23 protein-coding genes and 2 tRNA genes are annotated in these 26,286 nt (G+C 59.6%); 19 read left to right on the forward strand and 6 right to left on the reverse strand.

Annotation, left to right across the window (positions count from 1 at the left end; all coding sequences use genetic code 11):
• The first annotated feature begins 28 nt into the window (after positions 1–28).
• Entirely contained in the window at positions 29–1,552 is a 1,524-nt protein-coding gene (gene gltX / locus ABD884_RS05910) for a glutamate--tRNA ligase (protein WP_345039876.1), read from the forward strand.
• Positions 1,553–1,564: 12 nt separating this feature from the next.
• Positions 1,565–2,278: an HAD family hydrolase gene (locus tag ABD884_RS05915; RefSeq protein ID WP_345039883.1), complete on the forward strand. Its 714-nt coding sequence runs from the start codon at positions 1,565–1,567 to the stop codon at positions 2,276–2,278.
• 12 nt (positions 2,279–2,290) lie between these two features.
• On the opposite strand, the gene ABD884_RS05920 is transcribed toward ABD884_RS05915, so the two are convergent.
• A complete protein-coding gene (locus ABD884_RS05920; protein ID WP_345039888.1) occupies positions 2,291–3,754 on the reverse strand; it encodes a hypothetical protein in 1,464 nt (487 codons plus the stop codon).
• A gap of 320 nt (positions 3,755–4,074) precedes the next feature.
• Here ABD884_RS05920 and ABD884_RS05925 point away from each other — a divergent pair.
• Together ABD884_RS05925 and ABD884_RS05930 are read left to right on the forward strand one after the other, a co-directional pair.
• Positions 4,075–4,146, forward strand: a tRNA-Gln gene (locus ABD884_RS05925).
• Positions 4,147–4,284: 138 nt separating this feature from the next.
• Positions 4,285–4,357 (forward strand) — tRNA-Glu (locus tag ABD884_RS05930).
• A 183-nt stretch (positions 4,358–4,540) separates the two neighbouring features.
• Here the strand turns inward: ABD884_RS05930 and ABD884_RS05935 are convergent.
• Positions 4,541–5,104: a DUF1697 domain-containing protein gene (locus ABD884_RS05935; protein WP_345039894.1), complete on the reverse strand. Its 564-nt coding sequence runs from the start codon at positions 5,102–5,104 to the stop codon at positions 4,541–4,543.
• 55 nt (positions 5,105–5,159) lie between these two features.
• Positions 5,160–5,879, reverse strand: coding sequence for an IclR family transcriptional regulator (locus ABD884_RS05940; protein ID WP_028264661.1), 720 nt, complete (start codon positions 5,877–5,879; stop codon positions 5,160–5,162).
• Positions 5,880–5,991: 112 nt separating this feature from the next.
• On the opposite strand from ABD884_RS05940, the gene leuC reads away from it, so the two are divergent.
• Positions 5,992–7,446, forward strand: coding sequence for a 3-isopropylmalate dehydratase large subunit (leuC, locus tag ABD884_RS05945; RefSeq protein WP_345039904.1), 1,455 nt, complete (start codon positions 5,992–5,994; stop codon positions 7,444–7,446).
• A 9-nt stretch (positions 7,447–7,455) separates the two neighbouring features.
• Complete coding sequence (gene leuD, locus ABD884_RS05950) at positions 7,456–8,058, forward strand: 3-isopropylmalate dehydratase small subunit (protein WP_028264659.1); 603 nt, start codon at positions 7,456–7,458, stop codon at positions 8,056–8,058.
• On the opposite strand, the gene ABD884_RS05955 is transcribed toward leuD, so the two are convergent.
• On the reverse strand, positions 8,001–8,147 hold the full coding sequence (locus ABD884_RS05955) for a hypothetical protein (RefSeq protein WP_345039913.1): 147 nt from the start codon (positions 8,145–8,147) through the stop codon (positions 8,001–8,003). The two genes, leuD and ABD884_RS05955, sit on opposite strands and share 58 nt — an antisense overlap.
• Positions 8,148–8,248: 101 nt before the next feature.
• On the opposite strand from ABD884_RS05955, the gene murA reads away from it, so the two are divergent.
• Genes murA through ABD884_RS05975 form a run of 4 tightly spaced genes read left to right on the forward strand, consistent with a single transcriptional unit; the run spans position 8,249 to position 12,595 of the window.
• On the forward strand, positions 8,249–9,574 hold the full coding sequence (gene murA / locus ABD884_RS05960) for a UDP-N-acetylglucosamine 1-carboxyvinyltransferase (RefSeq protein ID WP_028264658.1): 1,326 nt from the start codon (positions 8,249–8,251) through the stop codon (positions 9,572–9,574).
• A gap of 11 nt (positions 9,575–9,585) precedes the next feature.
• Positions 9,586–10,362 carry a lysophospholipid acyltransferase family protein gene (locus ABD884_RS05965; protein ID WP_345039925.1) on the forward strand — a complete coding sequence of 259 codons (777 nt, stop codon included), beginning with the start codon at positions 9,586–9,588 and terminating at the stop codon, positions 10,360–10,362.
• Positions 10,359–11,411 (forward strand): NAD(P)H-dependent glycerol-3-phosphate dehydrogenase, encoded by a 1,053-nt coding sequence (locus ABD884_RS05970; RefSeq protein WP_345039932.1) that lies wholly within the window; start codon positions 10,359–10,361, stop codon positions 11,409–11,411. The genes ABD884_RS05965 and ABD884_RS05970 overlap by 4 nt, the downstream gene beginning before the upstream one ends.
• A 17-nt stretch (positions 11,412–11,428) precedes the next feature.
• Positions 11,429–12,595, forward strand: a complete 1,167-nt coding sequence (locus tag ABD884_RS05975) for a D-alanine--D-alanine ligase family protein (protein WP_376954522.1) — start codon at positions 11,429–11,431, stop codon at positions 12,593–12,595.
• Between the two features lie 22 nt (positions 12,596–12,617).
• On the opposite strand, the gene ABD884_RS05980 is transcribed toward ABD884_RS05975, so the two are convergent.
• Positions 12,618–13,133 (reverse strand): DUF3515 family protein, encoded by a 516-nt coding sequence (locus ABD884_RS05980; protein ID WP_345039940.1) that lies wholly within the window; start codon positions 13,131–13,133, stop codon positions 12,618–12,620.
• A 275-nt stretch (positions 13,134–13,408) separates the two neighbouring features.
• Here ABD884_RS05980 and ABD884_RS05985 point away from each other — a divergent pair, with 275 nt between their 5' ends.
• The 9 genes from ABD884_RS05985 (at position 13,409) to ABD884_RS06025 (ending at position 25,069) form a co-directional block, all read left to right on the forward strand.
• The gene (locus tag ABD884_RS05985) at positions 13,409–14,125 is read left to right on the forward strand and encodes a hypothetical protein (RefSeq protein WP_345039945.1); all 717 of its coding nucleotides are present in this window, start codon (positions 13,409–13,411) and stop codon (positions 14,123–14,125) included.
• 4 nt (positions 14,126–14,129) lie between these two features.
• Positions 14,130–15,377: a glycosyltransferase family 4 protein gene (locus ABD884_RS05990; protein ID WP_345039952.1), complete on the forward strand. Its 1,248-nt coding sequence runs from the start codon at positions 14,130–14,132 to the stop codon at positions 15,375–15,377.
• Positions 15,377–17,122, forward strand: coding sequence for a glycosyltransferase family 4 protein (locus tag ABD884_RS05995; protein WP_345039961.1), 1,746 nt, complete (start codon positions 15,377–15,379; stop codon positions 17,120–17,122). Before ABD884_RS05990 ends, ABD884_RS05995 begins: the two co-directional genes overlap by 1 nt.
• Positions 17,122–18,009: an ABC transporter permease gene (locus ABD884_RS06000; protein WP_345039971.1), complete on the forward strand. Its 888-nt coding sequence runs from the start codon at positions 17,122–17,124 to the stop codon at positions 18,007–18,009. Before ABD884_RS05995 ends, ABD884_RS06000 begins: the two co-directional genes overlap by 1 nt.
• The gene (locus ABD884_RS06005; RefSeq protein ID WP_345039978.1) at positions 17,996–18,889 is read left to right on the forward strand and encodes an ABC transporter ATP-binding protein; all 894 of its coding nucleotides are present in this window, start codon (positions 17,996–17,998) and stop codon (positions 18,887–18,889) included. Before ABD884_RS06000 ends, ABD884_RS06005 begins: the two co-directional genes overlap by 14 nt.
• Before the next feature lies 1 nt (position 18,890).
• Positions 18,891–20,774, forward strand: a complete 1,884-nt coding sequence (locus ABD884_RS06010; RefSeq protein ID WP_345039982.1) for a glycosyltransferase family protein — start codon at positions 18,891–18,893, stop codon at positions 20,772–20,774.
• 16 nt (positions 20,775–20,790) lie between these two features.
• Complete coding sequence (gene wecC / locus ABD884_RS06015) at positions 20,791–22,044, forward strand: UDP-N-acetyl-D-mannosamine dehydrogenase (RefSeq protein WP_345054606.1); 1,254 nt, start codon at positions 20,791–20,793, stop codon at positions 22,042–22,044.
• Complete coding sequence (locus ABD884_RS06020) at positions 22,041–22,832, forward strand: hypothetical protein (protein ID WP_345039986.1); 792 nt, start codon at positions 22,041–22,043, stop codon at positions 22,830–22,832. The genes wecC and ABD884_RS06020 overlap by 4 nt, the downstream gene beginning before the upstream one ends.
• An 80-nt stretch (positions 22,833–22,912) precedes the next feature.
• Positions 22,913–25,069, forward strand: coding sequence for a glycosyltransferase (locus tag ABD884_RS06025; protein ID WP_345039989.1), 2,157 nt, complete (start codon positions 22,913–22,915; stop codon positions 25,067–25,069).
• 15 nt (positions 25,070–25,084) lie between these two features.
• Here ABD884_RS06025 and ABD884_RS06030 read toward each other — a convergent pair whose 3' ends face one another.
• Positions 25,085–26,251, reverse strand: a complete 1,167-nt coding sequence (locus ABD884_RS06030) for a glycoside hydrolase family protein (protein WP_345039994.1) — start codon at positions 26,249–26,251, stop codon at positions 25,085–25,087.
• Positions 26,252–26,286: the final 35 nt, after the last annotated feature.

Raw genomic sequence — 26,286 nt, forward strand, 5'->3', positions numbered from 1 at the left:
TGCAGCAAGCGGTAAAGTTGGAACCATTATGACTACTGTTGCTGCGTCGAACTTTTCATTTTCTTCGTCAATTCCTGCCGTGAATGCCGAAACCCCGGTCCGCGTCCGGTTCTGCCCCTCGCCCACGGGAACCCCACACGTTGGACTGATCCGTACCGCCCTGTTTAACTGGGCCTACGCGAGGCACACCGGTGGCAAGCTGATCTTCCGCATCGAAGATACCGACTCGGCCCGTGACAGTGAAGAAAGCTACCACCAACTGCTTGACGCGCTAAAGTGGCTCGGCATCGACTGGGACGAGGGCGTTGAGGTCGGCGGACCGCACGAGCCGTACCGCCAGTCGCAGCGCAGCGACGTGTACCAAGACGTCATCGCCAAGCTCAAGGCCGGCGGTCACATCTACGAGTCGTATTCCACTCCCGAGGAGATCGAAGCGCGGCACCGTGCTGCTGGCCGCGATCCCAAGCTCGGTTACGATGGCTTCGACCGGCATGTCACCGAGGAGCAGCTCGCCCAGTACAAGGCCGAGGGCCGGAATGCCGTGTTGCGCCTGCGTATGCCGGACGAGGACCTGACCTTCAACGACCTTGTGCGCGGGGAGATCACGTTCAAGGCCGGCTCCGTTCCCGACTTCGCGGTGGTGCGCGCCAATGGAGCGCCGCTGTATACACTGGTGAACCCGGTTGATGACGCACTCATGGGCATCACTCACGTCCTCCGCGGCGAAGACCTGCTCAGCTCCACCCCGCGCCAGATCGCCCTGTACCGCGCGCTATACGCCATCGGCGTGGCGGAGTACATGCCGGAGTTCGGCCACCTTCCCTATGTCATGGGCCAGGGTAACAAGAAGCTTTCCAAGCGTGATCCGGAATCCAGCCTGTTCCTGCACCGTGAACGTGGCTTCATTCGCGAAGGATTGCTCAACTACCTGTCCCTCCTGGGCTGGTCCCTGAGCGCAGACGAGGACATCTTCACGGTGGAGCAGCTCGTGGCCAACTTCGACGTCCACGATGTCCTGGGTAACCCGGCGCGCTTCGATATCAAAAAGGCCGAAGCCATCAACGGAACGCACGTGCGCATGCTCGCTCCCGAGGACTTCCGAGAGCGGCTCGTCCCGTACCTGCGGGCCGCAGGTTTCGTGGGGGAGATTTTGACTCAGCGTCAGGAAGAGATCCTTGCCGAGGCCGCACCGCTGGTCCAGGAACGGATCACCCTGCTGGGCGAGGCTCCGGAGATGCTCGCCTTCCTGTTCAAGAACGACGACGCGATCGACGTCGCCGACGACGCTCGCAAGGGCCTTCCCGAGAACCTGAGCGAGGTGCTGGACGCTGCGTTGGTTGCGCTGGAACCCCTCGCGGACTGGACAGCAGAAAGCATCCAGACAGCGCTCAAGCAGGCGCTGGTGGAGGATCTCGGTATCAAGCCGCGTCTTGCGTTCGGCCCCGTGCGCACGGCGATCTCCGGTCGCCGCATCTCGCCGCCGCTGTTCGAATCGATGGTCATTCTGGGCAAGGATTCCTCGCTCATCCGCCTGCGCTCGTTCCGCGGCTAGTTCAGGAACGCCGTGATCAACGCGCTTCATGAGTCATTCGGCACGGTGCGGGGTGTCCTGTTCGATATTGACGACACCCTGGTGGACCTCGAGTACGCCATGACCACGGCCCTGCGTGATGTGAGCGAACATCTCCTGCCCGGCCTGGACCAGGCCGGGTGGGAGAAATTCGGACGGATCTTCACGCACGAAACCACGCACTTTTACGACCGGTACCTCGCTGGCGAGCTGACGTTCAACGAGCAGCGGCTCCTCCGGGGCCGCGCCGCACTGGGGCATTTCGGCGTCGAGCTTGGCGGCGACGATTCCCACACGTGGCTCAACGACTATGCCCGCTTGCAGCCCAGCTATGTCAGGGCCTTCAGCGACGTCAAGCCGGTCCTTGACGCTCTAGATGCTCTCGGCATTCCGTACGGTGCCGTGAGCAACAATGTCCACGACTACCAGAGGGTCAAGCTCGACAGCGCCGGACTCTCCCGCGTCTTGGTCCTTGTCGGAACCGACACCGTGGGTGTGCCCAAGCCGGACCCCGCCATTTACCTGGAAGGGGTCCGCCGCTTGGGCACCACCCCGGCTGAGACACTTTTCGTCGGAGACAACCGGCTGCTCGACGCCGACGGCTCCACCGCCGCCGGATTACGGGGTGTCTGGTTGAACCGTACCGGCGAACTCGTCTCCGACTTTTCGGGCAGGGAAATAGACTCCTTGTCGCAACTGCTCGGCTGAGCGGCTTCCCGGCTACTCGTCGAGCCGGAACTTCCGCAGGAAGACAAACGCGCCCACGGAACCGGCACCCAGAACGCCCACGAGGCCGAGCGCCGTGCCGGTATCGGACTTTTCGGCCATGTTCGACGGCGATACCGCTGCGGCGCCCTGATGGAGCTCCGCGGTGCCCGCCGCAATGCGCGCATTCCCGTCTGCGAGTTTGTCCGCGCCTGCGGACAATTGGGCTGAGCCCGCGGCCAGCTTGGCATTTCCTTCGGACAACTTGGAGGCGCCCGCCGCCAACGCCGTTGAACCGTCCAGGAGACCAGGGGAGGACGGATCAGCGGGGCTGCCCTTGATGCCGGCCATCAGTGAATCCGTGCCCGAGGCCAAACGGGACGTTCCGTCGGTCATGCCGGCCGTGGCCTTGAGGAGTCCCGGGTGCTCCGGGTCGCCCGGAACACCGTCCATGCCCACCCGGATCTTTGCCGTTCCATCAGCGAGCATTTGCGTGCCCAAAACTACTCCCGGGGCGGCTGGGTCCTGGCTGTTGAGTTTCCGGGCGAGGGCGGCAAATCCTGCTGTCAGCTTTCCTGTCCCGGCAGAGATTTTCCCGGTGCCGTCGGCGAGCCGTCCGGTGCCGTCGTGCAGTTGTTCCGCCCCGGCCTCGAGCTGGCCCGCGCCGGCCTGGAGCTGTCCAGCTCCAGCATCGAGGCGATGTGCGCCATCGTTGAGGGCATTGATCTGGACCTTCAGTGCCGCAAGGGGCACAACGCCCTGGAGCCCGTTCGCGGCGTCGGCCAGCTGCTGGAGCCCTTGGGCCAAGGCCGCTGATCCCGTGCCTTTGGTGGGATCGTTTCCGGCGCCGGGGAAACCCTTAAGCTGATCGGTCCCCGCTGCCAACCTGGCCGAACCTGCATCGAGTTGGGCAGCACCGGCGTTGAGTTGGGTGGCCCCGTTGTTCAGCTGGATCGCGCCATTGTGGAGTTGGGTGGCGCCGTCTGCGAGATTGTTTTCCGCGTTGCCTCCGGGCGTCGGAGTCAACGCGGCTGAAAGCTGCGCGGCCCCGGCGGCGAGTTTCTGGGCGCCGTCATCCACTTTGTAGACTCCCGGTGCCAGCTTCGCGTCGACGTCGTTCTGGATCTTCTCTGCGCCACTCGCGAGCTTGTCGGCACCATCCTTCAATTGCTGGGCGCCCGGGGTCAGCTTGCCTTGGATTCCGGTGTGGACCTTCGATGCTCCATCGGCCAGCGTGGCGGCTCCGGTGCTGGCTTCAGCGGCTCCGCCGGCAAGCCTTGCTGCGCCGTCCTTGAGCTGTCCGGCGCCGGTTGAAGCCTGGCCTGCGCCGTCATTGAGTTGCGCCGAACCTGCAGCGATCTTCCCGATGACCAAGGCGTAGAAGCCGAGGAGCGCGATTAACAGGAGCGCGAGGACGGCAATAGCGATCATCTGGGCGCGGCTTCGGGTTCTGATGGCAAGGGCAGGGTTCCGTGTCACGGGCAATTCCTCTCGATGACTTCCCGGCGGCGGCGCTGCTGCCGGGCACCCCCCATGTGACACAGCTAACAGACGACTTGGCCTGCGGCCGTGCCACGAAATTTGTGTCAAGCTTGGTTACCGAGCGGTAACTTACCGAGGGTAAACTTAAAATACGGGTGATTGCAAGGGTCTTTCGCCGGGGTTGGCGGATCGACGGGGTGGCAGGCGGATCCCATGCGGCGATTTGTGCGCGCCGAAAGTCTCGGGTAAAGTAATTACTCGTGCTGAGGGGCGCGGAGCGAAGGTTTAGGCCATCGAATCCGGCCTAAAAGCGCCAATGGGATATGGTGTAATTGGCAACACTACGGTTTCTGGTACCGTCATTCTAGGTTCGAGTCCTGGTATCCCAGCTCTAAATAGACCGCATTATTCTGCGGGAATTTGGAATTCTGAATCAGTCCGCTGATTTGAATGAACGCTGAATGTGTGAAATACTCATTCAGCTTGAATCCCGGAATTGGGATTCAAAAATGTAGTCAAAAGTGCAAGGCCCCATCGTATAGCGGCCTAGTACGCCGCCCTCTCACGGCGGTAACGCGGGTTCGAATCCCGCTGGGGTCACAAAATGAATCCCCCGGAACCAACAGGTTCCGGGGGATTTTTCGTCGTGCAAGATACGGATGGACATCTGGAGCCGTATCTTGCTCCCCTTGTTTGCCGCGAGAAAGCCCCGGAATAAGGCGACTCGCCGCGTAGCAACCCCTTTTCGAACTCAAAAGAGGGGAGAACGGTGCGGGCGACCGCTCATTCTTCTTTCTGGAGGGCATCTGCGGCGTCCCGGACCTTGATGAGCGTGCGCAGGTTCCGGGTGGTGGTGCTCGCCTTGTAGCGGGGCTTCGAAGAGATCTTGCTGAAGGGGCTGTCCAAGGTGCCACCCGTTGGAGCGAGCCAAGCAGACGCTTCGGGACCCAGCCGGACCTGCTCGACTCCGCCGTGTCCGGGGGTGCCGAGCTCTGCGCCGGCGTCGAACAGTTCGTCCAACATGGCGGTGTCCGAGGCGAGGGTGATGTAACTGTGCGTGGTTTTATCGTCGGCGGGATAAGGGCAAGCGTCCACCAATTCAGCAACCCTTCGTGCGGTGAGGACCACTACCCAGGCGTCATAGCCGAAGGCTTCCCTTAAGCATTCTTCGAACTGCTCTTTGACCCCCGCGGCGTCCAGCTTGCTCTGAAGGACAACGTTCCCACTGGCCAGCAGGGTCTTGACGCCGGTGAAGGGGCACGCCTTGAGGGCGGTCTTGAGGTCGGCCATTTTGATGTTGATCCCGCCCACGTTGATCCCGCGCAGGAACACGGCAAAGCTATTCATGCGCCCACCCTACATGCGCACCCGCAAACAGTCCGGGCGCTACCGGGGTATGCGGTCAGTCGTTGTTCTTGCGCAGGGCCTCGGTCAGCACGCGGGCGGCATTGCAGACAACCTCGGCGTGGAGGCGTCCCGGCTGGCGGGTCAGCCGCTCGATGGGGCCCGAGATGGACACGGCAGCGATGACGCGACCGGAAGGGCCGCGCACCGGCGCAGACACGGAGGCGACCCCGGGCTCGCGTTCGCCGAGGCTCTGAGCCCAGCCCCGGCGTCGTACTCCCGCCAGGACCGTCGGCGTGAAGCGGGCATTCTGGAGTCCGTCGAGAAGACGATCATGGTCTTCCCATGCCAGGAGGATCTGGGCGGCGGAGCCGGCCTTCATGGATAGCTGGGTGCCCACGGGAATGGTGTCGCGCAGGCCGATCGGACGTTCGGCCGAGGCGACGCAGACGCGCCAGTCCCCCTGGCGTCGGAAGATTTGGGCGCTTTCTCCGGTGGCGTCGCGCAATTGGATGAGGACGGGGCCGGCAGACGCGATGAGCCTGTCTTCGCCTGCCGCCGAAGCAAGCTCAACAAGGCGGCTCCCGAGGACAAAGCGCCCTTGGATGTCGCGGCTTACGAGCCGGTGGTGGACGAGCGCCAGCGCCAGCCGGTGTACGGTGGGGCGGGCCAGTCCGGTTGCTGCCACAAGTTGAGCCAAAGTGGTTGGCCCCGCCTCAAGTGCGTCGAGCACCTGGGCCGCTTTATCGATGACGCCGACTCCACTAGAATTGTCCATGTAATGATATTGACGTCTCAATATCTGAGATGCAAGTTGTTTCACTGGCGCAGTTTGGATCGCTGATGTTCAGTGGAAGTAGTCAAGCCAACCGCAGTGAAGGGAGCAGGCCGTGGGAAAGACTCTGGCCGAGAAAGTCTGGGATGCACACGTGGTGCGCAAGGGCGAAGGCGAAGGAGCCAACGCCCAGCCCGATCTTCTGTTCATCGACCTGCACCTAGTGCACGAGGTGACCTCGCCGCAGGCCTTTGAGGGTTTGCGCTTGGCCGGACGCCCCTTACGCCGTCCCGATCTCACCATCGCCACGGAAGACCACAACACGCCGACACTCGATATCGACAAGCCGATTGCCGATCTCACCAGCCGCACGCAGATCCAGACTTTGCGGAACAACTGCAAGGAGTTCGGTGTCCGCCTGCACTCTCTAGGCGATGCCGAACAAGGCATTGTGCACGTCGTCGGTCCGCAGCTGGGTCTGACCCAGCCCGGCATGACGGTTGTCTGTGGCGATTCCCACACCTCGACCCACGGCGCCTTCGGGGCGCTCGCCATGGGCATTGGCACCTCCGAGGTGGAACACGTCATGGCAACCCAGACGCTCTCCCTCAAGCCTTTCAAGACCATGGCCATCAACGTGGAGGGCACTCTGCGCCCCGGCGTGTCGGCAAAGGACATTATCCTGGCCGTCATCGCCAAGATCGGCACCGGCGGCGGCCAAGGCTATGTCCTGGAATACCGCGGCTCGGCCATCCGGACGCTTTCCATGGACGCCCGCATGACCATCTGCAATATGTCCATCGAGGCCGGCGCCCGTGCGGGACTGGTGGCGCCGGACCAGACGACGTACGACTACATGCACGGCCGCCCGCACGCCCCCCAGGGCGAAGAGTGGGACGCAGCCGTCGAGTACTGGAGCACGCTGCACACCGACGACGACGCAACGTTCGACGTCGAGGTAGACCTCAATGCCGATACTTTGGAACCGTTTGTCACCTGGGGGACCAACCCGGGCCAGGGTATTTCACTCAACGAAGCGGTGCCGTTCCCCGAGGACTTTGGTGACGAAAACGCCAAACTGGCGGCCGAACGCGCGCTGCAGTACATGGGCCTGGAAGCCGGCACGCCCATGAAGGACATCCGCGTGGACACCGTCTTCCTGGGATCCTGCACCAACTCACGCATCGAAGACCTCCGCGCCGCGGCTGACGTGATCCGGGGTCGCGAAAAAGACCCCAAGGTGCGGATGCTGGTGGTTCCGGGCTCCGCACGCGTCCGCCTGGAGGCTGAAGCAGAGGGCCTGGACAAGGTATTCAAGGATTTCGGAGCCGAGTGGCGCTTCGCCGGCTGCTCGATGTGCCTGGGCATGAACCCGGACCAGCTCGAGCCGGGGGAGCGCTGTGCATCCACCTCGAACCGCAACTTCGAAGGCCGGCAGGGCAAAGGCGGACGCACGCACCTGGTTTCACCGGTAGTGGCTGCTGCGACTGCGGTTCGCGGGACACTCAGCTCGCCGTCGGACCTGGAGTCCGCCTTCGTCTCCGCTTCCACCACGACCGACGCCGCCTAGGAGGATCCCATGGAAAAGTTCACCACCCACACCGGCATCGGTGTCCCGCTGCGCCAAAGCAATGTCGACACGGACCAGATCATTCCCGCGGTCTACCTGAAACGGATCACCCGTACCGGCTTCGAAGACGCCCTGTTCGCTGCGTGGCGCAAGGACGCATCCTTCATCCTGAACCAGGAACCTTTCAACGCGGGCTCCGTCCTGGTGGCCGGGCCTGATTTCGGCACCGGCTCATCCCGCGAACACGCCGTCTGGGCACTGAAGGACTATGGTTTCAAGGCCGTCCTCTCTTCCCGTTTCGCGGACATTTTCCGCGGGAACTCGGGAAAGCAAGGCCTCCTGGCGGCTGAGCTTGCCCAAGACGACATCGAGCTCATCTGGAAAGTGCTCGAAAACGCCCCCGGTACCGAGGTCAAGGTGGACCTCGTGTCCAAGACCGTCGAATGCGGCAACGTGGTGGCGCCCTTCGAAATCGATGACTACACGCGCTGGCGCCTTTTGGAAGGCTTGGACGACATCGGCTTGACGCTCCAGCACGAGGAAGACATCACGGCCTACGAGGCCACGAGGCCTTCCTTCAAGCCGAAAACGCTGCCTGCAAGGATCCAGTAGGCCCGGCCCACGAATCCAATACTCCTGGCCGACGGAAGGACCGGCGATGGCGACGAGCCACGCCGGTCCTTCTCCGTTCCTTCAAGCATGCCCCGGTGGGCCTCCATTTCGAATCGGTAACGTCAGCTTTTATGCTTAGCTGGAGCCTTTGTAAGTGTGGGGGCATCAACTCGTGAGGAAACCGGTATAGATGAGTAGTGTTCTGACAATCCGCGGCGGCGTCCCTTTGACCGGCCGCGTCACCGTCAGAGGTGCCAAGAACCTTGTTCCCAAGGCCATGGTGGCTTCGCTCCTCGGCAACGAACCTTCGGTGCTGCGGAACGTTCCGGAAATCAAGGACGTGGAGGTGGTCACCAGTCTGCTGCAGCTCCATGGCGTGACTGTCCAGAAGGACCCCATCACGGGAGATCTCACGCTGGATCCCCAGAACGCCAAGACAGCGTCCAGCACCGCGATCGACGCCCATGCGGGGGACTCCCGCATCCCGATCCTGCTGTGTGGGCCATTGATCCATGCCATCGGCGAAGCTTTTATTCCTGACCTGGGTGGCTGCAAGATCGGCGACCGGCCCATCGACTACCACCTGAATGTTCTCCGGCAGTTCGGCGCCGTCGTCGAAAAGCGGCCGGGCGGCATCCACATTTCCGCCCCCAAGGGACTCCAGGGTGCCAAGATCTCCCTGCCGTACCCGTCGGTGGGAGCCACGGAACAGGTACTGCTGAGCGCGACGCGTGCCGAGGGCATCACGGAACTCAGCGGTGCCGCCACTGAACCGGAAATCATCGACCTCATCGCTGTGCTGCAAAAGATGGGCGCCATCATCAGCGTCCAGACTGACCGCACCATCCGGATCGAAGGAGTCAAGGACCTCGGTGGCTACGACCACCGGGCCCTGGCGGACCGCAACGAATCGGCTTCCTGGGCTTCGGCCGCCTTGGTGACCCGCGGAGATATCTTCGTGGAGGGTGCATCCCAGCGCGACATGATGACCTTCTTGAACACCTACCGCAAGGTGGGCGGCGGAATGGACATCCGCGAGGACGGCATCCGTTTCTACCACCCCGGCGGAAAACTCAGCCCGCTCGTCCTGGAAACGGATGTGCACCCGGGCTTCATGACCGACTGGCAGCAGCCACTGGTGGTCGCTTTGACTCAGGCTGAAGGCGTGTCGATTGTGCACGAAACTGTGTACGAAAACCGCTTCGGCTTCACCGATGCGCTGACCCGCATGGGGGCAACCATCCAGGTGCACCGCGAATGCCTCGGCAGTGTGCCGTGCCGTTTCGGCCAGCGTAATTTCCTGCATTCCGCCGTCGTCTCGGGACCTACACCGCTCAGGGGCACTGACATCGACATTCCCGATCTCCGTGGCGGATTCAGCCACCTTATTGCGGCGCTTGCCGCGACCGGCACGTCCAGGGTGACCGGGATCGACATCATCAACCGCGGCTACGAGCGCTTCACCGAAAAGCTCGCCGCATTAGGTGCCGATTTCGACCTCACCGACTCCAAGTAGCGGGGGACACTTTGAAGGAATCGGCCCAGAGCCGTGCCATGTTCGCCGTTCTCGCGGGAGTTGCCCGTCCGCTCATGAACATCCTCATGGCCAAGAAGTGGGAGGGGACTGAAAAGTTCCCTGCGGGCGGCTTCATTGCCGCCCCGAACCATTGCACCGAGATCGACCCCATCGTGGTGGGGCACATGCTCTATAACCTCAAGCGTCCGCCGCATTTCCTCGCGAAGGCGGGACTCTTCAAGGTGCCCGTCCTGGGTAGCCTGTTGCGCGCCACCAACCAGATTCCGGTGGAGCGCTCGACGACGGGAGCGAACCGTTCGCTGCAAGCCGCCCAGGAAGTGGTAGACGCGGGCGGCGCCATCATCATCTATCCCGAGGGGACCTTGACGCGTGACCCCGGCTTGTGGCCGATGAAGGGCCACACCGGAGCTGCACGCCTGGCGATCCTGACCGGCGCACCAGTGGTGCCGATTGCCCATTGGGGTGCCCATGAGGTGTTCCCCCGGTATGCCAAGCGTCTGCATGTCTTCCCCCGGAAGACTTCCCGCATCCTGGTGGGAGAGCCAGTGGACCTCAGCGCTTTCCAAGGCCGGCCCTTGGACCGGGCAACGCTGGTTGAGGCGACGGACATCATTATGGACGCCATCACCGGACTTCTCGCGACCTTGCGCGGAGAAGCTCCGCCCAAGGAACGCTGGGACCCTTCTGCCCACAACCAGTCGAAGCATGGCCGCTTTGAAGCAACTGAAGGAACGGCAGGCAATAACGGCGCGGACGGACAGAAGTGACCGCTGGGGAAGTGCTTACGGCCGACAACGCGGTTGTGGCTGTGCTCGGCGCGGGATCCTGGGGCACGACGTTCGCCAAGGTCCTGGCGGATGCAGCAATAGCCACTGGCGCAGAGCGCAGCATCCGTATTTGGGGCCGGCGGAACGAAGTGGTTGAGCAGATCAACACCGAGCACCGTAACGAGCAGTACTTGAAGGATGTCGCGCTGCCGGATTCCATCACTGCCTCAACCGACGTGTCCAAGGTCCTGGCCGGCGCCGGAATCGTGATTCTCGCCGTCCCGGCGCAGTCGCTTCGGCCGCAGCTTCGCGAGTGGAAGCCACTCGTGGCCCCAGACGCCGTGGTGGTTTCCCTCATGAAAGGTCTTGAACTCGGCACGGACGCGCGCATGAGCCAGGTCATCTCCGAGGAACTCGGCATCCCGCAGGAACGGGTAGCGGTAGTTTCGGGGCCCAACCTGGCCATGGAGATCGCGCGAAAGGAACCGACGGCCTCCGTGGTGGCGTGCAGCGACGAAACCACGGCTGCATCGTTCGCGCTCTACTGCACCGCCCCGTATTTCCGCCCCTACACGAGCAACGACGTCGTCGGAGTCGAAATCGGCGGGATCGTCAAGAACGTAATCGCCCTCGCCGTCGGCATTTGCGAAGGTAAGCAAATGGGGGACAACACGAAGGCTTCGGTGATCACCCGCGGCCTCGCGGAGACGTCGCGGCTAGCCCTTGCCCTGGGCGGCGAAGCACGCACGATCGCCGGCCTTGCCGGTCTGGGCGACCTCGTGGCGACCTGCTCCTCGCCGCTCTCCCGCAACCATACGGCGGGCCGTCTGCTCGGCCAGGGCCTGACCCTCGAACAGGTTACCGAGCACATGACGCAGACGGCGGAAGGCATCAAATCCGGGTACGCTGTCTACGAACTAGCCGGAAAACTCGGTGTCGACATGCCGATCACTGCGGCCGTCGTAGCCGTCCTTGAAGGCAAACTATCCGTTGATGAACTGGGGCCCAGGCTCCTGGCCCGCTCCCTGAAGTCCGAAGGCGACTACTGACTGTGACCGAAGAATCCCTGTCTGCTGGAACTACTGAGTCCGCTGGAACTGCCGCTTCCGCGAAGCCCGTTGAGCGTCGTCGGCCGCGCGTCGCAGTCCTCTTTGGCGGGCGCTCCAGCGAACACGCAGTCAGCTGCGTGACGGCGGCTGGAGTGATGGGCGCCATCGACAAAAGCAAGTACGACGTCATTCCCATCGGAATCGCCAAATCCGGCCAGTGGGTGATCCCTTCCGCCGACATCGGTGAGTGGTCGCTCAGCGCCTCGGCTTTGCCCGAGGTGGCCCCGTCCGGAAGGACTGTAACCCTCGCCGAAGTGGGCGGAGCCCACCAATTGATCGTCACGGCCCCGAACGAGGTGCCCGAAGAACTCGGTTCCGTGGATGTCGTATTCCCGCTCCTGCACGGGCCGTGGGGCGAAGACGGCACCATCCAGGGACTGCTGGAACTTTCGGACACGCGCTACGTAGGCGCCGGGGTCTTGGCGTCAGCCGTCGGCATGGACAAACACTTCATGAAGGTCGTTTTCGAGGCCGCGGGCCTTGCCGTGGGACCCTATGTGGCAGTCACTGACCGGAATTGGATCAACGACGCCGAAGCCGTGCGTAAGCGCGTGGACCGCCTCGGCTTCCCGGTCTTCGTGAAGCCCGCCCGCGCCGGTTCCTCGATGGGGATTTCCAAAGTGGATTCGATGGATGGGCTGGACGCTGCGATTGAGGAAGCACGCCGACACGATCTCAAACTCGTGATCGAGGCCGGCATTGTGGGCCGTGAAATCGAGTGCGCCGTCCTTGAGGGGCGTGGCTCTGCTTCCCCGCGCACCTCCATGCCGGGGGAAATCGCAGTCGCCGCGGGCGAACACGAGTTCTATGACTTCAACGCCAAGTATGTGGAAGACGGCGCTGCTGCCCTCAGCTGCCCGGCGGATCTTCCGGAAGAAGCCATTGCCCGGGTCCGTGAACATGCCGCGACAGCCTTTGATGCCGTGGGTGCCGAAGGCCTCAGCCGCGTGGACTTTTTCTATACTCCCGACGGCGAAATCATCATCAACGAGATCAACACGATGCCGGGATTCACGCCCAAGAGCATGTATCCGCAGATGTGGGCGGCTTCCGGGCTTGGCTACTCCGAGTTGATCGACGAACTCATCGACTTGGCGCTCAACCGGAAGACCGGCTTGCGCTGAAACCGGTTGGTGTGGAACTTGCCTACTTGCCGGGGGTGCTCGAGGGCAGGTTCTGCAGCAGTTCGGGCTGACCCACGCACTTGCGCGTGGCCTTGATTTTCGACGCGGCAGGTGCCAGATCGGCCAGGACCGTGGCGGAGCTGATCTTGTTCGGGTCCATGAGAATTTCGGTGGCGGGCTCGCGGCCGTAGGTTGTGAGGGTCCACACGGGATCGCCCTCCTTGATCACCCAGTCGACGTCGTTCACGGTGACGCATCGGTCCGTGGTGGGTCCCGGGACGTTGACGCCGCAGCGCAAAATCAACACGGACGGGTCACCCCAAGCTGCCGTGGCCTGGCTGTTGGTCTTCCTGAGTGCGGCGTCACCGATCGTGTCCGGGAGTGCCACCATCATGGGCGCGCAGGCAGGATTCGCGGCATCCGCCGCTGCTTTGACGTCAACGACCGGCGAACAGCCGGTGAGGACAAGGACCCCCGCAGTGGCCGCAGTGGCGATGGCTGGCAAGTATTTCTTGCGGATGTAGGGCTTGAAGCGCATCTATCAAGACTACTTTCCCGGCTGGGCAATCTCACGACGTGACCGTGAAGGGAAGCTGTAAGTAGCATCACCTTTTGACGGCACGGCGTGGTACGGATACCGAGGGATGAGTCTTTTTGGAGGGTATATGTCGCAGTGACGTAGATCGACTCGAAAAGCTATTGTTGCATCAAGTATGCTGGTTACAATATCCATTGACTGGACTTACCTCCTCTCATGTGGAAAGAGGAACAAGGCAGCGCCGGTGTCGCACCCACCAAAAAGGCGTTGCAGCCATGGGGGCAAATATCTTGAACAAAATGAGAATTGCGTTCTGCCTGAAAAGGCTGGGCGCCGCGTTTGCGAGCGCTCTTCTTGCGTGTCTAATGGCGTTGGTACCTTTGCAGGCGGCGTTCGCTGATGGCGAGACCACTCCGGGTACCGACCCCGGCAACCCACCGCCCGTCGAAGAATCGCCCTCGCCGCCGCCGAGTGTAGATCCGGTGACTCCCACCACGGACCCTGGGCCGCCTGTTACTGATCCTGTGCCTCCCGTCGTCGAGATACCGCCGATAGTCGTTGTGCCCCCCGTGGCGCCCGCGCCCGGCGACGGTCCCAATTCCGTCTTTGTGCCCGATCAGGCCTCGGTTCCTTCTGTGCAAGTTTCAAGCGCCCCTTCACAAGCAGGGCCCGTTGATCCTAGGCAACCCGTTCCCAAATCCACTGCCGATCCGGGGACGGAACTTCAACCGGTCGGACCGGTCGGGACAACTCCGACCCCATCACCCTTACTCTCAAAGTCATCGAGTGCGCCAGCCGCCCCGTCCCATTCACCCAGCTCTAAGACGCCAGCTGAGCCGGTCAGCGTAGTCAAGGTGGCAGTGGACGCCGCCACCGGAAGTCCGTTCGTGGTCCAGCTCCTGACCGTGCTGATTCTCTTGGCCGCGGGGTTTGTATACTTCCGTGTTTTGGGCTCCAGGGGAACACGAGCTTCCTCTAAAGCAGTCAAGTAACCGCATGGAAAGCCCGGAGCATTCCGCGGAGCCCGCACGCCCCAAACCACGTGTTACCGTCCTAACCCATTCATACTGGCCCGAGAGCAGTCCGCCCCAACGCCGATGGAGCGCGCTGATTGACGAATTCCGCAAATCAGGTTGGGACATTGACGTCGTTACTCCCGTGGCACATTTTCCGGCGGGAAGGCGGGTTCTGCCGGCGTCGACGGCTGGCCGTTCCTTCCGATCTCAAATCGGACGTCACGGCGAAACGGTCCGCCGCGTGCCTTACTTGCCCCATGGGAATTCGCAACTCGCACGGCTCGTCGACCACTGTTATTCCGCATTTTGGACGGTGCCTGCGGCATTGCTTACGCGCAGGCCAGACATCGTAGTTGTCACAGCCCCGAGCCTGCCCATTCTCGGTGCCGGCTACGTCGTGGCGAAGCTGCGCAAAGTCCCTCTCATTATTGAAATGCGCGACGCTTGGCCGGATTTGGCTCGCGATGCCCGGCTCGTCCAAGGAAAAGTGAAGAGCCTCTTCGAAGTCATAGTTGATCACGTTCAACGTCGTGCCGACCTTGTCGTGACAGTAACGGACGGATTTGCTGACGTTCTCCGCAGCCGGGGAATCCAGAATGTGGCGACGATCTCCAACGGACTGAGCGTCGATTCCGTCCCCGCTTTGCCGCCCCCGCCTGGGAGGCGGGACATTTTCGAGGCTCTCTATTTGGGCAACCACGGCGAGAGTCAGAACCTGGAGATCGCCATTCGCGCCAGCGCCATTGTGGGCAGTCAGATGCATTTGCACATGGTGGGACATGGAACACGTAAGCTTGCGCTTCAGAACCTGGCCAAAGAACTAGACGCTCCTGTCACTTTCCATCCTTCCCTGATTGGCCAGGACGTTATGGACCGATATGCCTCCGCGGATACTTGCATCGTGTCGCTTCGGGACGATTGGAAATCCTTCGAGACGACGGTTCCATCAAAGACATACGAAGTCCTGGCGATCGGGCGGCATATGACGGCAATCGTCCGCGGGGAGGCTGCACGCATCGTGGCCGAGGCCGAGGCTGGTGACATCGTCCCAAGCCATCCCCAAGCTCTGGCCGCCCTGTGGCAGGAACTCTCAGGGAACCGTGGCAGGCTCACCCGCTCAGCAGCCAGCCGTGCATGGGTCAAGGAACATGCCGACTATGGAATCCTGTCCGAGCGTTACATGGACTTGATCTTGGGCGTCGTCGCCGGATCAATCAGGCGAGCCTGATGGGTTTTATTCGCAACTTTCGACTGGTTATTGGCATCGCGTCGGAGAACATTTCTGATGACCCGTTTCATTTCTTGCTCCAGCTCTCCCGGAGACTGCCATCCCGGCTGGTGGGTCGGTTTGCCAGACTCCTGAGTTCGGCCGTCCCAAGGACTTCCACAACTGTGCCCGTGGCGCTGGCGGAATTGGTGAGCGGCAACCACACTGGACTCCATCGTCGTCTGCGTCTTGCCTTGAACCGACGGGTGTCGGCCCGCACGGCAGTCAGGCTGGCCGATCTCGCGCTTATGGCGAACGATCCAGCTCTAGCGGATGAATTCTTGGAAATATCGGACGGGGCACCCGGGCTGCGGGCTGCGCGTGCCCGCCGTCTTTGGTACGACGGTGCGGTGACGGACGCGGTCGAGGTGCTGGAGGGGGCCAACGAACCCGGAACCGTGTTCGGGGAGAGGCTCGCGGCGGAGAAGCGGCTCCTCGAAGGATGGGCGCCAGTTCTGCCGGTTTGCCGGGTTGAACCCGTTCCGAACCGCGTCCTGCATTTGCTCACCAATTCGCTGCCACACACCCAGAGTGGTTACGCCCAGCGTTCGCACTCGATCCTCAGATCGCAACAGGATGCGGGCTGGGAGACTCTGGCGGTGACGCGATTAGGTTATCCGGTCCTCGTCGGCAAGCTCGGAGCACGGGTGTTAGACGAGGTAGACGGCGTGCGGTACACGCGGCTCTTGCCAGCGCGGCTCGCGGCTACCGCCACGGGGCGCCTTCAGCAACAAGCAGAGGAAACGTTTCGGCGGGCTCTCGAATTCAGGCCGAGCGTGATCCATACCAGTACCCACTACGTCAATGGACTGGTCGCCCGTGCGGTAGCGGAGTCCTTGGGCATCCCCTGGGTGTATGAAGTGCGCGGTCAGCTGGCCGACACTTGGGCTTCCACCCGAAGCCCCACGGCCCGGGAAAGTGAGCGATACAGGCTTTTCCAAGATCGCGAGTCCGAGATCATGAGGGCTGCCGATCTGGTGGTGACGTTGGGCCATGCCATGAAAGAGAAAATCGTCGCTGCCGGTGTACCGGAAGGAAAGATCATCATCGCTCCCAACGCTGTGGGTGGGGACTATCTGCGGGAACCTCTGGGCGTTGGAGAAGCCCGTGCGCAACTCGGGCTCGACCCAAGTGCGGAGTTCATTGGCACTATCAGCAGCTTGGTGCCATACGAAGGGCTGGACGACCTCATCCTGGCGTTTGCGCTCCTGGCCCCGGTTAGGCCGAAACTGCACCTCTTGATCGTTGGTGCAGGAGAGTCCCTCCCTTCGCTTCAACAGCTGGCTCGCAGGTCCGGTTTCGGTGGCCGAATAGTCTTCACGGGCCGCGTGCCCCGAGGCGTTGCCCGGACTTACCACCAAGCCCTGGACGTCTTTGTCGTGCCCCGCAAGGACCTCGAAGTCACTCGTTCCGTCACCCCACTGAAGCCAGTTGAAGCCTTGGCAAGTTCGCGTGCAGTCGTGGCCAGCTCGTTGCCGGCATTGGCGGAGATCGTCGACGAGGGTCGAACAGGGCTTCTAGTGCCGCCGGAAGAGCCTGCCGCGCTTGCGACGGCCTTGGAGACACTTCTTGCAGACGCACAAATGCGCTTATCGATGGGACAGGCCGGCCGAACCCAGGTACTGCGAACACGTACGTGGGCCGCCAATGCCGATGCTTGTATTCAGGCTTACGGCAGAATCGAACAGGCAAGGAGATCCAGCTAGTGTCCGCAAAGAAGTCAAACTTACCGGAACCGGCCGATGTCCGACCGCTCTCCGTTGACATGCGGAGGTTGTCCCGCGTTGGCTCCCGTCCGGGTTTCTTGGATTACCTGGTTCAGCTCTGGGATTTCCGCCAGTTCATCTTCTACGACGCCAGGGCCAGAGTCCAGAGCGGTACCCGGAGGGACCGCCTCGGTAGTATGTGGCTCCTTCTCAACCCGGTTCTTAATGGGCTTACCTACTACTTCATTTTCGGCCTGCTTCTGAACACAAGTGGCGGGATTAAGAACTTTGTCGGCTATTTGGTGGTGGGTATCTTTATCTTCCAGTTCAGCGCTGGGGCCATCACGGCGGGTGCCCGCTCCATCCGTAACGGCAAGTCAGTAGTCCAGGCATTCAACTTCCCGAGGGCGGCTCTCCCGCTCGGAGCCAACATCCGCGAGCTGCTGGCTGCCGTGCCGCTGGTACTCGCCATGCTTCTCCTGATTGTGGTGATACCTCCCGCTGAAGAGATCACTTGGCTTTGGTTCTTGGTGGTGCCTGCAGTGCTTTTGCAAGGGCTCTTTAATCTGGGTGTAGGTATGATCCTGGCGCGCATCATCTCGAAAGTGAACGACGTTACGCATCTGATCCCCTTTGCAATCCGGGCTTGGATGTACGGCTCTGCCGTCTTCTATTCTTATGAGCGCTTCATCTCGCACCCTGTTCTACTCTCGGTGATGAAGTTGAATCCGCTATACAACGTCATAGACATCATTCGCAGCTGCGTGCTCTATAACCGTGTACCGTCTTGGGAATCGTGGGCGACTCTTGCGGTCGTTTCCTTCGCTGCCGTAATGGTTGGCTTCTTCTTTTTCTGGGGTGGTGAAGAGTCGTATGGGCGCGATTGATTACCCGGTCTTCCTCGAAGGCCCTCCCTGCGTCGTCATCGACAGGGTGCAGATGACCTACCGCGTTGCCTCCTCGGACGATCGGGCAACAGCTTCGCGGCCTGGCCTAAAAGGTGCTCTCCGCAGGGTCTTGCGGAAGCCGAACATGGTGACGGTCAATGCGTTGAAGGAGATCTCCCTCGTCGTAGAGCGGGGTGAATCCGTTGGCATCATTGGACGTAACGGATCCGGCAAGAGCACCTTGATGAGGCTTATCAGTGGACAGGAGGCGCCGACGCACGGGGCAGTGTATGCCTCCAGCACACCCATTCTCCTGGGGGTTAACGCCGCCCTCCAACCCGACCTTTCGGGAGATCAGAACGTGGTGCTCGGCTGTCTGGCCATGGGCATGAACATGGATCAGGTCAACGAACAGTTCGACAAGATTGTGGAGCTGTCTGGGCTGGATTCGGCGATCTACCTACCCATGAAGTCCTACTCTTCAGGCATGTCTTCCCGCTTGCGCTTTGCCATTGCGGCGGCTGTCAATCCAGAAATACTGCTAGTGGATGAAGCGCTCAATACGGGAGATGCCCAATTCGGTAGTCGCAGCAAGGCACGGATGAATGAGCTAAGGGCACAAGCTGGCTGCGTGTTCATAGTTAGTCACAGTCTGGACACTATTCGGGATATGTGCACCCGCGTTATCTGGTTGGACAAGGGGGATCTGATCATGGACGGACCACCCATAGAAACAACGCAGGCCTATCAAGAATTTTCGGTGCATCTTTCCAAGGGAAATAACATGAGCGCCCGCAGAATCAGAGAGGAAGCGCGCTCGAACCTCGTAGCGACCCGTATCTTGGAACGGGCTAGCGGCCGTCGGACGGAGGGCCGCTGAGTTGCTCAAGATTAAGGAATTGCGGACAGCGCTTTGGCACTTTCGCCACGGTGGATTGCGTCAGGTGCAAGAGTGGCGGGTCCGTCGTATGGCGGAGGGGCGCGGCCATAAGCCCCCCATGATCGACAAGGGCGACCACAGGGCCCCCTCGTTCAGGCCTTACCAAATGCCGGGCCTCGCGGCCCGGAGGACAGACCTTACAGTCGGTGTCATCCTTGACGACTTTTCGGCGTCGGCGTTCGCCTTCGAATGGAATCTCGTCCTTCTAAGTAAGAAAGAGTGGCGGGAGGAGCTGAAAGAGACAAGGATCGATTTCCTCTTCGTGGAATCTGCATGGAACGGGAACCACGGTTCGTGGAAGTACGAGCTGACCGGGACTTCCGGCCCAAAACAAGAGTTTCTAGGGCTTCTTGCGTGGTGCCGCGAGAATTCGATTCCAACAGTTTTCTGGAACAAGGAGGACCCGCCGCACTACGAAGACTTTCTTCCTGCTGCTCGCCAGTTTGACGTGGTCTTCACCAGCGACTCGGACCGGATCGCGTCCTACATCGAAGACCTAGGGCATGATCGCGTCGCCGCACTCCCTTTTGCCGCCCAGCCGGCGATCCACAACCCGATTCGAAACGGAGCGGGACGACATTCTCGGGGGACGGCATTCGCTGGAATGTACTTCGCCCACAAGTATCCGGAGCGCCGGCAGCAAATGGACATGCTGCTCAACGCAGCCAGGGATGCCGGCCGCAAGAACGGTCCGAAGCTCGAGATCTTTTCCCGCCAGCTGGGAGGCGACCCAAACTACCAGTTTCCGTCTCCCTTCAACGAATACGTTGCAGGGAGCCTGGATTACGCACGGATGCTCACGGCCTACAGGGCGTACAAGGTGTTCCTTAACGTCAACTCGGTCGTGGATTCGCCGAGCATGTGCGCACGGCGGATCTTTGAGATCACGGGCTCTGGCACGCCTGTGGTGTCGAGTCCAAGTGCAGCCATCAGACACTTCTTTGAATCCGATGAGGTGCTCGTGGCCAGTTCTCGGGAGCAAGCTGTGCATCAGATACGGATGCTTGCCGGTAGTCCTGAATTCAACGACAGGGTAGTCCATAAAGGGCAGCGCCGCATTTGGGCCGAGAACACTTACGCACACCGGGCGGAAGCCATTGTTTCCGCCGTCCTGGCGGACCGCGTCCAAGCCGTGAAACTACCCAGCGCAAGCGCATTGGTCTGTACCATCCGGCCCGATCAACTCGAACACGTGTTTGCAACGATCGGTAGCCAGCTGGGTGTGAACCTCGAGTTGGTTCTCTTGGCACATGGATTCCAAGCCGACCCTGGCTTTCTTTCTTCCTTGGCCGCAGCGTACGGCGTGATCAATTACAGAGTTTTGTCGGCCCCAGGAGATCTAACCCTTGGTGAGTGCCTGAATCTCTGCGTCGAAGCTGCAACCGGTGACGTGCTGACCAAGATGGACGACGACGACTACTACGGACCACATTATCTAGCCGACCTGATGTACGCGCTTCAGTACTCCAACGCGGATGTCGTCGGGAAGCTCGCTCACTACATGAATTTCTCTTCCAGTCGTGCCACAGTATTGCGGATTCCTCACATGGAACACAGATTCAGCCGATTGGTCATGGGACCGACCATTACTGCGCGCCGGGAGGTCTTCGAGGCAAACCCTTTTGAAGCCTTGAACAGAGGAGAAGACACGGCATTTCTCAATTCCGTGGCTAATAGTGGAGGCTCCATCTACGCAGCTGACAGGTTCAACTTCTGCCAAATGAGGCAGGGCAGCGGCCACACTTGGGACGTGCCGGACGAAGAACTGGCGGCCTCCGGCGAAATCAAGTTCTTCGGAGATCCACGTGAACAAATCACGGTATGAAAAAAGGGGACAGAAATTGACATCCATCGAGAATGTCGCAGTTATAGGTTTGGGCTACATAGGATTGCCCACGGCTTCGATTCTTGCAACGAACGGCCTCAACGTCATTGGTGTTGACGTTGACCAGCGCACTGTCGATGCCGTAAACCGAGGGGAGGTGACTTTCGTTGAACCCGACCTTGCCGTACAGGTCGCTGGCGCCGTAAGCCAGGGGCGTCTCAAGGCCACCACCGATACACCTGCAGCGCAGGCCTACATCGTTGCCGTTCCTACCCCATTCAGGGATGACCATTCGGCTGATCTAAGCTACATCGAGGCGGCCGCCAGTGGCATTGCGCCACAGCTTCAGGGTGGCGAATTGATCATTCTGGAGTCAACATCACCGCCTCGAGCAACCCGGCATATGGCCGAATACATTCTTGGTCTTCGCCCCGACCTGTCAATCGACGGCGCCGGGGATACATCAGTGATTCATTTTGCTCACTGTCCGGAGCGCGTGCTTCCGGGCCGGGTCATGATCGAGCTAGTGACCAACGACAGGATTGTCGGCGGGATGACCCCGGAGGCTGCTGCTATGGCCAAGGAACTCTATGCGGTCTTCTGCCAAGGTGAAATCCTCGTCACCGACGACGTTACGGCCGAAATGGCCAAGCTTGTTGAGAACTCTTACCGAGATGTCAACATCGCATTCGCCAACGAGTTGTCAGTCATTAGCGATAAAATCGGTATCAACGTCTGGGAGCTTATTAAGCTCGCGAACCATCACCCGCGAGTGAACATCCTCCAGCCGGGTCCGGGCGTGGGCGGCCACTGCATTGCGGTGGATCCGTGGTTCATCGTCGCTGCTGCGCCTGAGGAATCAAGACTCATCCGCACCGCACGGGAGGTCAATGACGCCAAGCCACGGTGGGTCATCGACAAGGTCCATGATGCCGTCGCTGGTCTTCCAGCCGACGCTGAGATTGCGCTTCTAGGTCTCTCATTCAAAGCCAACATTGACGACTTGCGAGAGTCTCCTGCCATCGAGATTGCCGCACGGTTGGCCGATGAACTTGGGGGGCGCAGGATCAATATTTCCGAGCCGCATGTTGAATCGCTTCCCGATTCGCTCGCCGGCTTTGGCAATTGCAAGCTTCGGAGTCTGGAAGATGCGTTATATCGTTCGACGATCGTCGTTTTGCTCGTGGACCACGATTCATTTCGTGAGGTACGCCCCATCCAACTGGAAGCCAAGTTTCTGATTGACACGCGAGGTGTGTTGAAGGCATGAAACCACTTCCTGTTGACTCCGGATTCCTGCCTGTTTCCATGAACTTTGGGTCTGGTGAGGAGTTTCCACACTTTACTGAAAGCGGTGTCATCTGTAGTCCAGAAGATGACGTAGCCGCGTTAAAGGATATTCCGGGGATCTTGCATATCGTTCATTCAATGGCTGATTTCCATGCTCTTTCGGAGGAGTGCCAGAGCAATCTAGTTGTTTTAGCGGGCGGAGAGAGTCTACTAAGGCTGTTAGCTGCACAATCCGGACTCAAAGCGGATACTACAATATTTTGGCTTATACATAAGAGGTTCATCGACACTTGGCACGCCATTTCGAGCATAAATTTGCCACAAAGATCGGCCATTACAGCATTCATTAGCCGATTCGAATCAAGTTGGATCGTTATCGATTATTCTGAATATTACTTGGATAATACGTCCTTCTATAATGGGTATATTGCTGGACTCAAATTCTCCGATTCAATACCACAATCCGAAAACACTAAAGCCGTAGGTTCGGAGATTGAACTCAGTAAGCTGAAGCAGAAGCACGTAAACCTACTGGAGACGCTCGGGAGCCTGGACCTCTCCCTCCCCAGGGCGGGCGTTGTGAGCACCGAGGAAACTTTGCTCACAACGCGGCTAGAAAATGAGCTAATTCTCCTAAAGCGAAAACATGATGCTTTACAGAGGAAATATATCGCGCTTTCCAATTCAAAATTGGGAAAACTAACACTTAGTATGTGGGGCCGTAAGAGGGCCAAGGCAGCGATGAAGACTGATCTCAGGGACAAATAGACCATGAAAGAAACTACAATCCCCGGCGCCGGGAAAATGACGAATACGGTTCTCGGATAGTCCAGGATCCTGGACTTCGAGTGCGGGAAATCGCTGCTGTCCATGGTCTTGGAACACCAGGACTCATCACGGAGGTAGCCGCGACGGCCCCACTCTATGGCGTTAGTGTTATCGTTCCATCCTTCATGGGTAGCGACCGCATAGCCGAATGCTTAGATTCTTTGGAGGCTCAGGATCTTGACCCAAAGTCATTTGAAGTGATCGTCGTTATGAATGGGCCCGATGACGGCACCATTGACGTTGCGCGACGATTCTCGCAGCGCTTTCCCCTCGGCCATTTGCGACTAATCAAGCAGTCTCTTGCAAGTGCCGGGGCTGCCCGCAATTTTGGACTGGCCTTGGCCCGTTTCTCATTCGTCACGATGGTGGACGACGACGATCGAGTAGGGAGGCGCTTCCTGTCGTCGATGTTGAAGGTGGCAGGCCCTGGGCAAGTCGCAATCGCCCCGATCATCGACGTGCATCCGGACGGAACTTGGGATCGGAACAACGCTCTTAATAAGAAGATATTTGCTCGGGCAGGCAAACCATTCGTCTTCTCCTCGGCGAGTGACCTCATTGGATTTAACGCGTGCAAGCTAATCCCTGCCGCCGGAGTGAAGGATATTAGCTATTCTGAATCGCTTCGCAGCGGTGAGGACATCTGTTTCATGGCCGAAGTAGCGGTACTAAACAGTTTTACGGCGCAAGTCGGATCGTTGGACGAGGAGGCTGCATATTTTAGAGTGCTCCGAAACGACTCGATTTCAAGGAAGCCTCTTGACTTCGACTTCGCTGTCGCGCAACGACTGGCGGTCATAGAGAAGTTAGAGGAGTGTCGTAGTTGGGACAGCGGAGCTAAGGATTCCACACTCAAGACTTTGGTCAACGCGCAAGCAAATTTTCTTCGACGATACCTGGACTTGTTTCCGGAGGAACGCGACCGAGTGGTTGAAGCGATTGATGCTTCGGCAATCAAGGATTTTCCCTGGCCCCGAATCAATGACGGGTATGCGAAAGACCTTGCGATCAGCTACTGCTTTTCCCCGTTTGCTGATACGAGCGCCGTAATCGCAGCCAAAACAATTGCCGAACGCTCCAAAATCGTGGATGTGATTTCAAATGACATGAGTGCTGTGCGGAAGCTCGATAGTAATATTGAAACAATCGCTGCCCGATTCATTGATAAAATGTTTGTCGTAGACGCGCCGGTTTCCTTCGCCGGATGGGATCAAATTTCCGAATTCGTTAGCCGTGGAATAGCAGTTGCTGATCGCCAAGATGCACTCAACGGCGGATACGAGACCATGTACAGTCGAGTTCTATGGGCCGGCTCGCATTTTCTGGGCGCGATGTTCAAGGTTCGGCACCCTGCAGTTATTTGGAGCGCCGAATTTTCCGATCCTTTAAGCTTTGATTCCCAAGGACTTCCGCGGGCGGGCGACTTGAAGCGAGACGGGCTGTTTGAAGTTTTGGACCGTGCGGTTCGGTCGAAAGGCTATTCCGGACCCAACTCGGATAACCTCTTCGTGTGGTGTGAGTATATCTCCTATGTCCTGGCAGATGAACTCATATTTACCAATGAGAACCAACTGGAATACATGCTGTCCAAGGTTGATGAACCAAAATTGCAGAACGCAATCAGATCAAAAGCTGTAGTCCGGGTCCATCCGACTCCACCCGCAAGAAGTTACGGAGTGGTTCCCTCAGAATATTCCCTGTCGGGGTCTGTTGTGAATATTGGATATTTTGGTGCGTTCTACGAAAATCGGGGTCTTTTCGAGGTCTTAACCGCCCTTATGAATGCTCCGCTCGACATACGTCGCGGACTTCGGCTTCATGTGTTTACTAACAAACCCGAATTCGTTGAGAAGCAGGCACTAAGCATGGGTCTCACAGGAATCGTTAAAACACAGAGCTACCGGCCGTACTTAGAATTCCTGAATCTCGCAACGCGGTTCGATGTTTTGCTGGTCAACGACGTCGAGAGAGCTGGTGAGCTCGCGATCAATCCGTTCCTGCCTTCAAAGTATTCGGACTACAAGGGGTCAGGTGTGGCGATCTGGGGCCTGGTTGATGGCGGAAGTGCCCTCAGTAGGGAACCGTTGCGCTTCAAATCCGGTGTAGGCAACGGGCCGGAGGCATTGGTGATTCTTGGCGAAATATTCCGGACGTATCGTCGAGATCGGGGGAATTAGGAGGCTAATTGGCTTCTAATATTCTCGTGGCCGGTAATGTCTACTTAGGTTACTAGCACCTACCGGCGGCCATGGTATTTCATGGACCTCGTCGGAATTCAGCGCTGTAAAGTATATATCGGCCAGTATTCCCGCGAAGGTCGCTGTCTTCCGGAACAGTGTTGTTACTGCGGTTCTGCCCGGGTTCACGGCAAGCCGGGGACGAAAGGCGTTAATCCCCGAGGAGGCGATGTTTGCGTCAAGTTGTTCAAATCTTGTGCGTAGGAATTTTTGGCCAGTGACCGTGTGGGACATCCGTGAGAAGGCCAGAGGGATTTCCCACACGTTGGACCAATCCCTTGACCACGTAGGCGCTTCCGAGTCATCGTTGGGTCCAATTGGCAGCTGGAAGCACACGGTATCTAGCGCGCGAGCCAGAAGGGAACGCCATTCACGAGCCCGGAAAGGGGGTAGGACTTCGCAGATCGGCATTCCAAATCCTACAATAGTTGCCTGATAGGCAACGCTAGCTCCAGTGGTCGGCATTCCATCCCAATCTTCGCTGTAGGGCCACCAACCGGGACGCCATGCACCAAATCGTCGTTCGACGTGGTCCACGATCTCTATGACTTGTTTGAGAAATTCCTCCGTCCCGGTGAGCTGGTAAGCCCGCGATAGGGTGTTGGCGGCGTAGATGTCTCCGTTGAGGATGTCCACGTGTCTGGCTTGTGCGTTCTTGTAGATGGCCCCTTTATTTTCCACCGCCACTTGCGTCAGCAAATATTCGGCCGCCGCGTTGAGTGACTCTTTGGCGCACTCTAGATCAAGACTCAGACTAAGGTTAAACAGGGCCGTTGCCGATGCGCCGATTTCGGCGATGTCCCGAAGACCTTGGCTTCCGATGGCCTGGTTGTAATTACTTGAGAAGGATCCATCCGAATTCTGACGCCTCCGAACATCTTCGGCCAACAATGTAGCGGTGGCGGCGCCTTGCCCACCATTGATGGAACGGTCCAGTGCGAGGAACGCAGCGACCTGACTTTGGGTGCAGCATGTCGCGGGTAGATGTGTTTCGGGATCAACGATGGTGAATGTCTGGGACGCGTTGGTCCTTGGAAGTATTGATTCGAAATACGGGAGCAAAGTATTAGTCAGTCGCCTTAGACGCTCCTTGCTCATGATGGAATTTGTGAATCCGTCCAAGCCGTCTTACTCCTGTTCTATTTGGACGATGGTTG

It is taken from the genome of Arthrobacter methylotrophus, assembly GCF_039539965.1.
In the GTDB taxonomy this organism is placed as follows: Bacteria; Actinomycetota; Actinomycetes; order Actinomycetales; family Micrococcaceae; genus Arthrobacter; species Arthrobacter methylotrophus.

Coding starts and splice junctions, on each gene's coding strand:
- gltX (WP_345039876.1), top strand. CDS start 29: ATGACTACTGTTGCTGCGTCGAACTTTTCATTTTCTTCGTCAATTCCT.
- ABD884_RS05935 (WP_345039894.1), bottom strand. CDS start 5,104: ATGAATAGCTTTGCCGTGTTCCTGCGCGGGATCAACGTGGGCGGGATC.
- ABD884_RS05940 (WP_028264661.1), bottom strand. CDS start 5,879: ATGGACAATTCTAGTGGAGTCGGCGTCATCGATAAAGCGGCCCAGGTG.
- leuD (WP_028264659.1), top strand. CDS start 7,456: ATGGAAAAGTTCACCACCCACACCGGCATCGGTGTCCCGCTGCGCCAA.
- ABD884_RS05955 (WP_345039913.1), bottom strand. CDS start 8,147: ATGCTTGAAGGAACGGAGAAGGACCGGCGTGGCTCGTCGCCATCGCCG.
- murA (WP_028264658.1), top strand. CDS start 8,249: ATGAGTAGTGTTCTGACAATCCGCGGCGGCGTCCCTTTGACCGGCCGC.
- ABD884_RS05980 (WP_345039940.1), bottom strand. CDS start 13,133: ATGCGCTTCAAGCCCTACATCCGCAAGAAATACTTGCCAGCCATCGCC.
- ABD884_RS05985 (WP_345039945.1), top strand. CDS start 13,409: ATGGGGGCAAATATCTTGAACAAAATGAGAATTGCGTTCTGCCTGAAA.
- ABD884_RS05990 (WP_345039952.1), top strand. CDS start 14,130: ATGGAAAGCCCGGAGCATTCCGCGGAGCCCGCACGCCCCAAACCACGT.
- ABD884_RS05995 (WP_345039961.1), top strand. CDS start 15,377: ATGGGTTTTATTCGCAACTTTCGACTGGTTATTGGCATCGCGTCGGAG.
- ABD884_RS06005 (WP_345039978.1), top strand. CDS start 17,996: ATGGGCGCGATTGATTACCCGGTCTTCCTCGAAGGCCCTCCCTGCGTC.
- ABD884_RS06020 (WP_345039986.1), top strand. CDS start 22,041: ATGAAACCACTTCCTGTTGACTCCGGATTCCTGCCTGTTTCCATGAAC.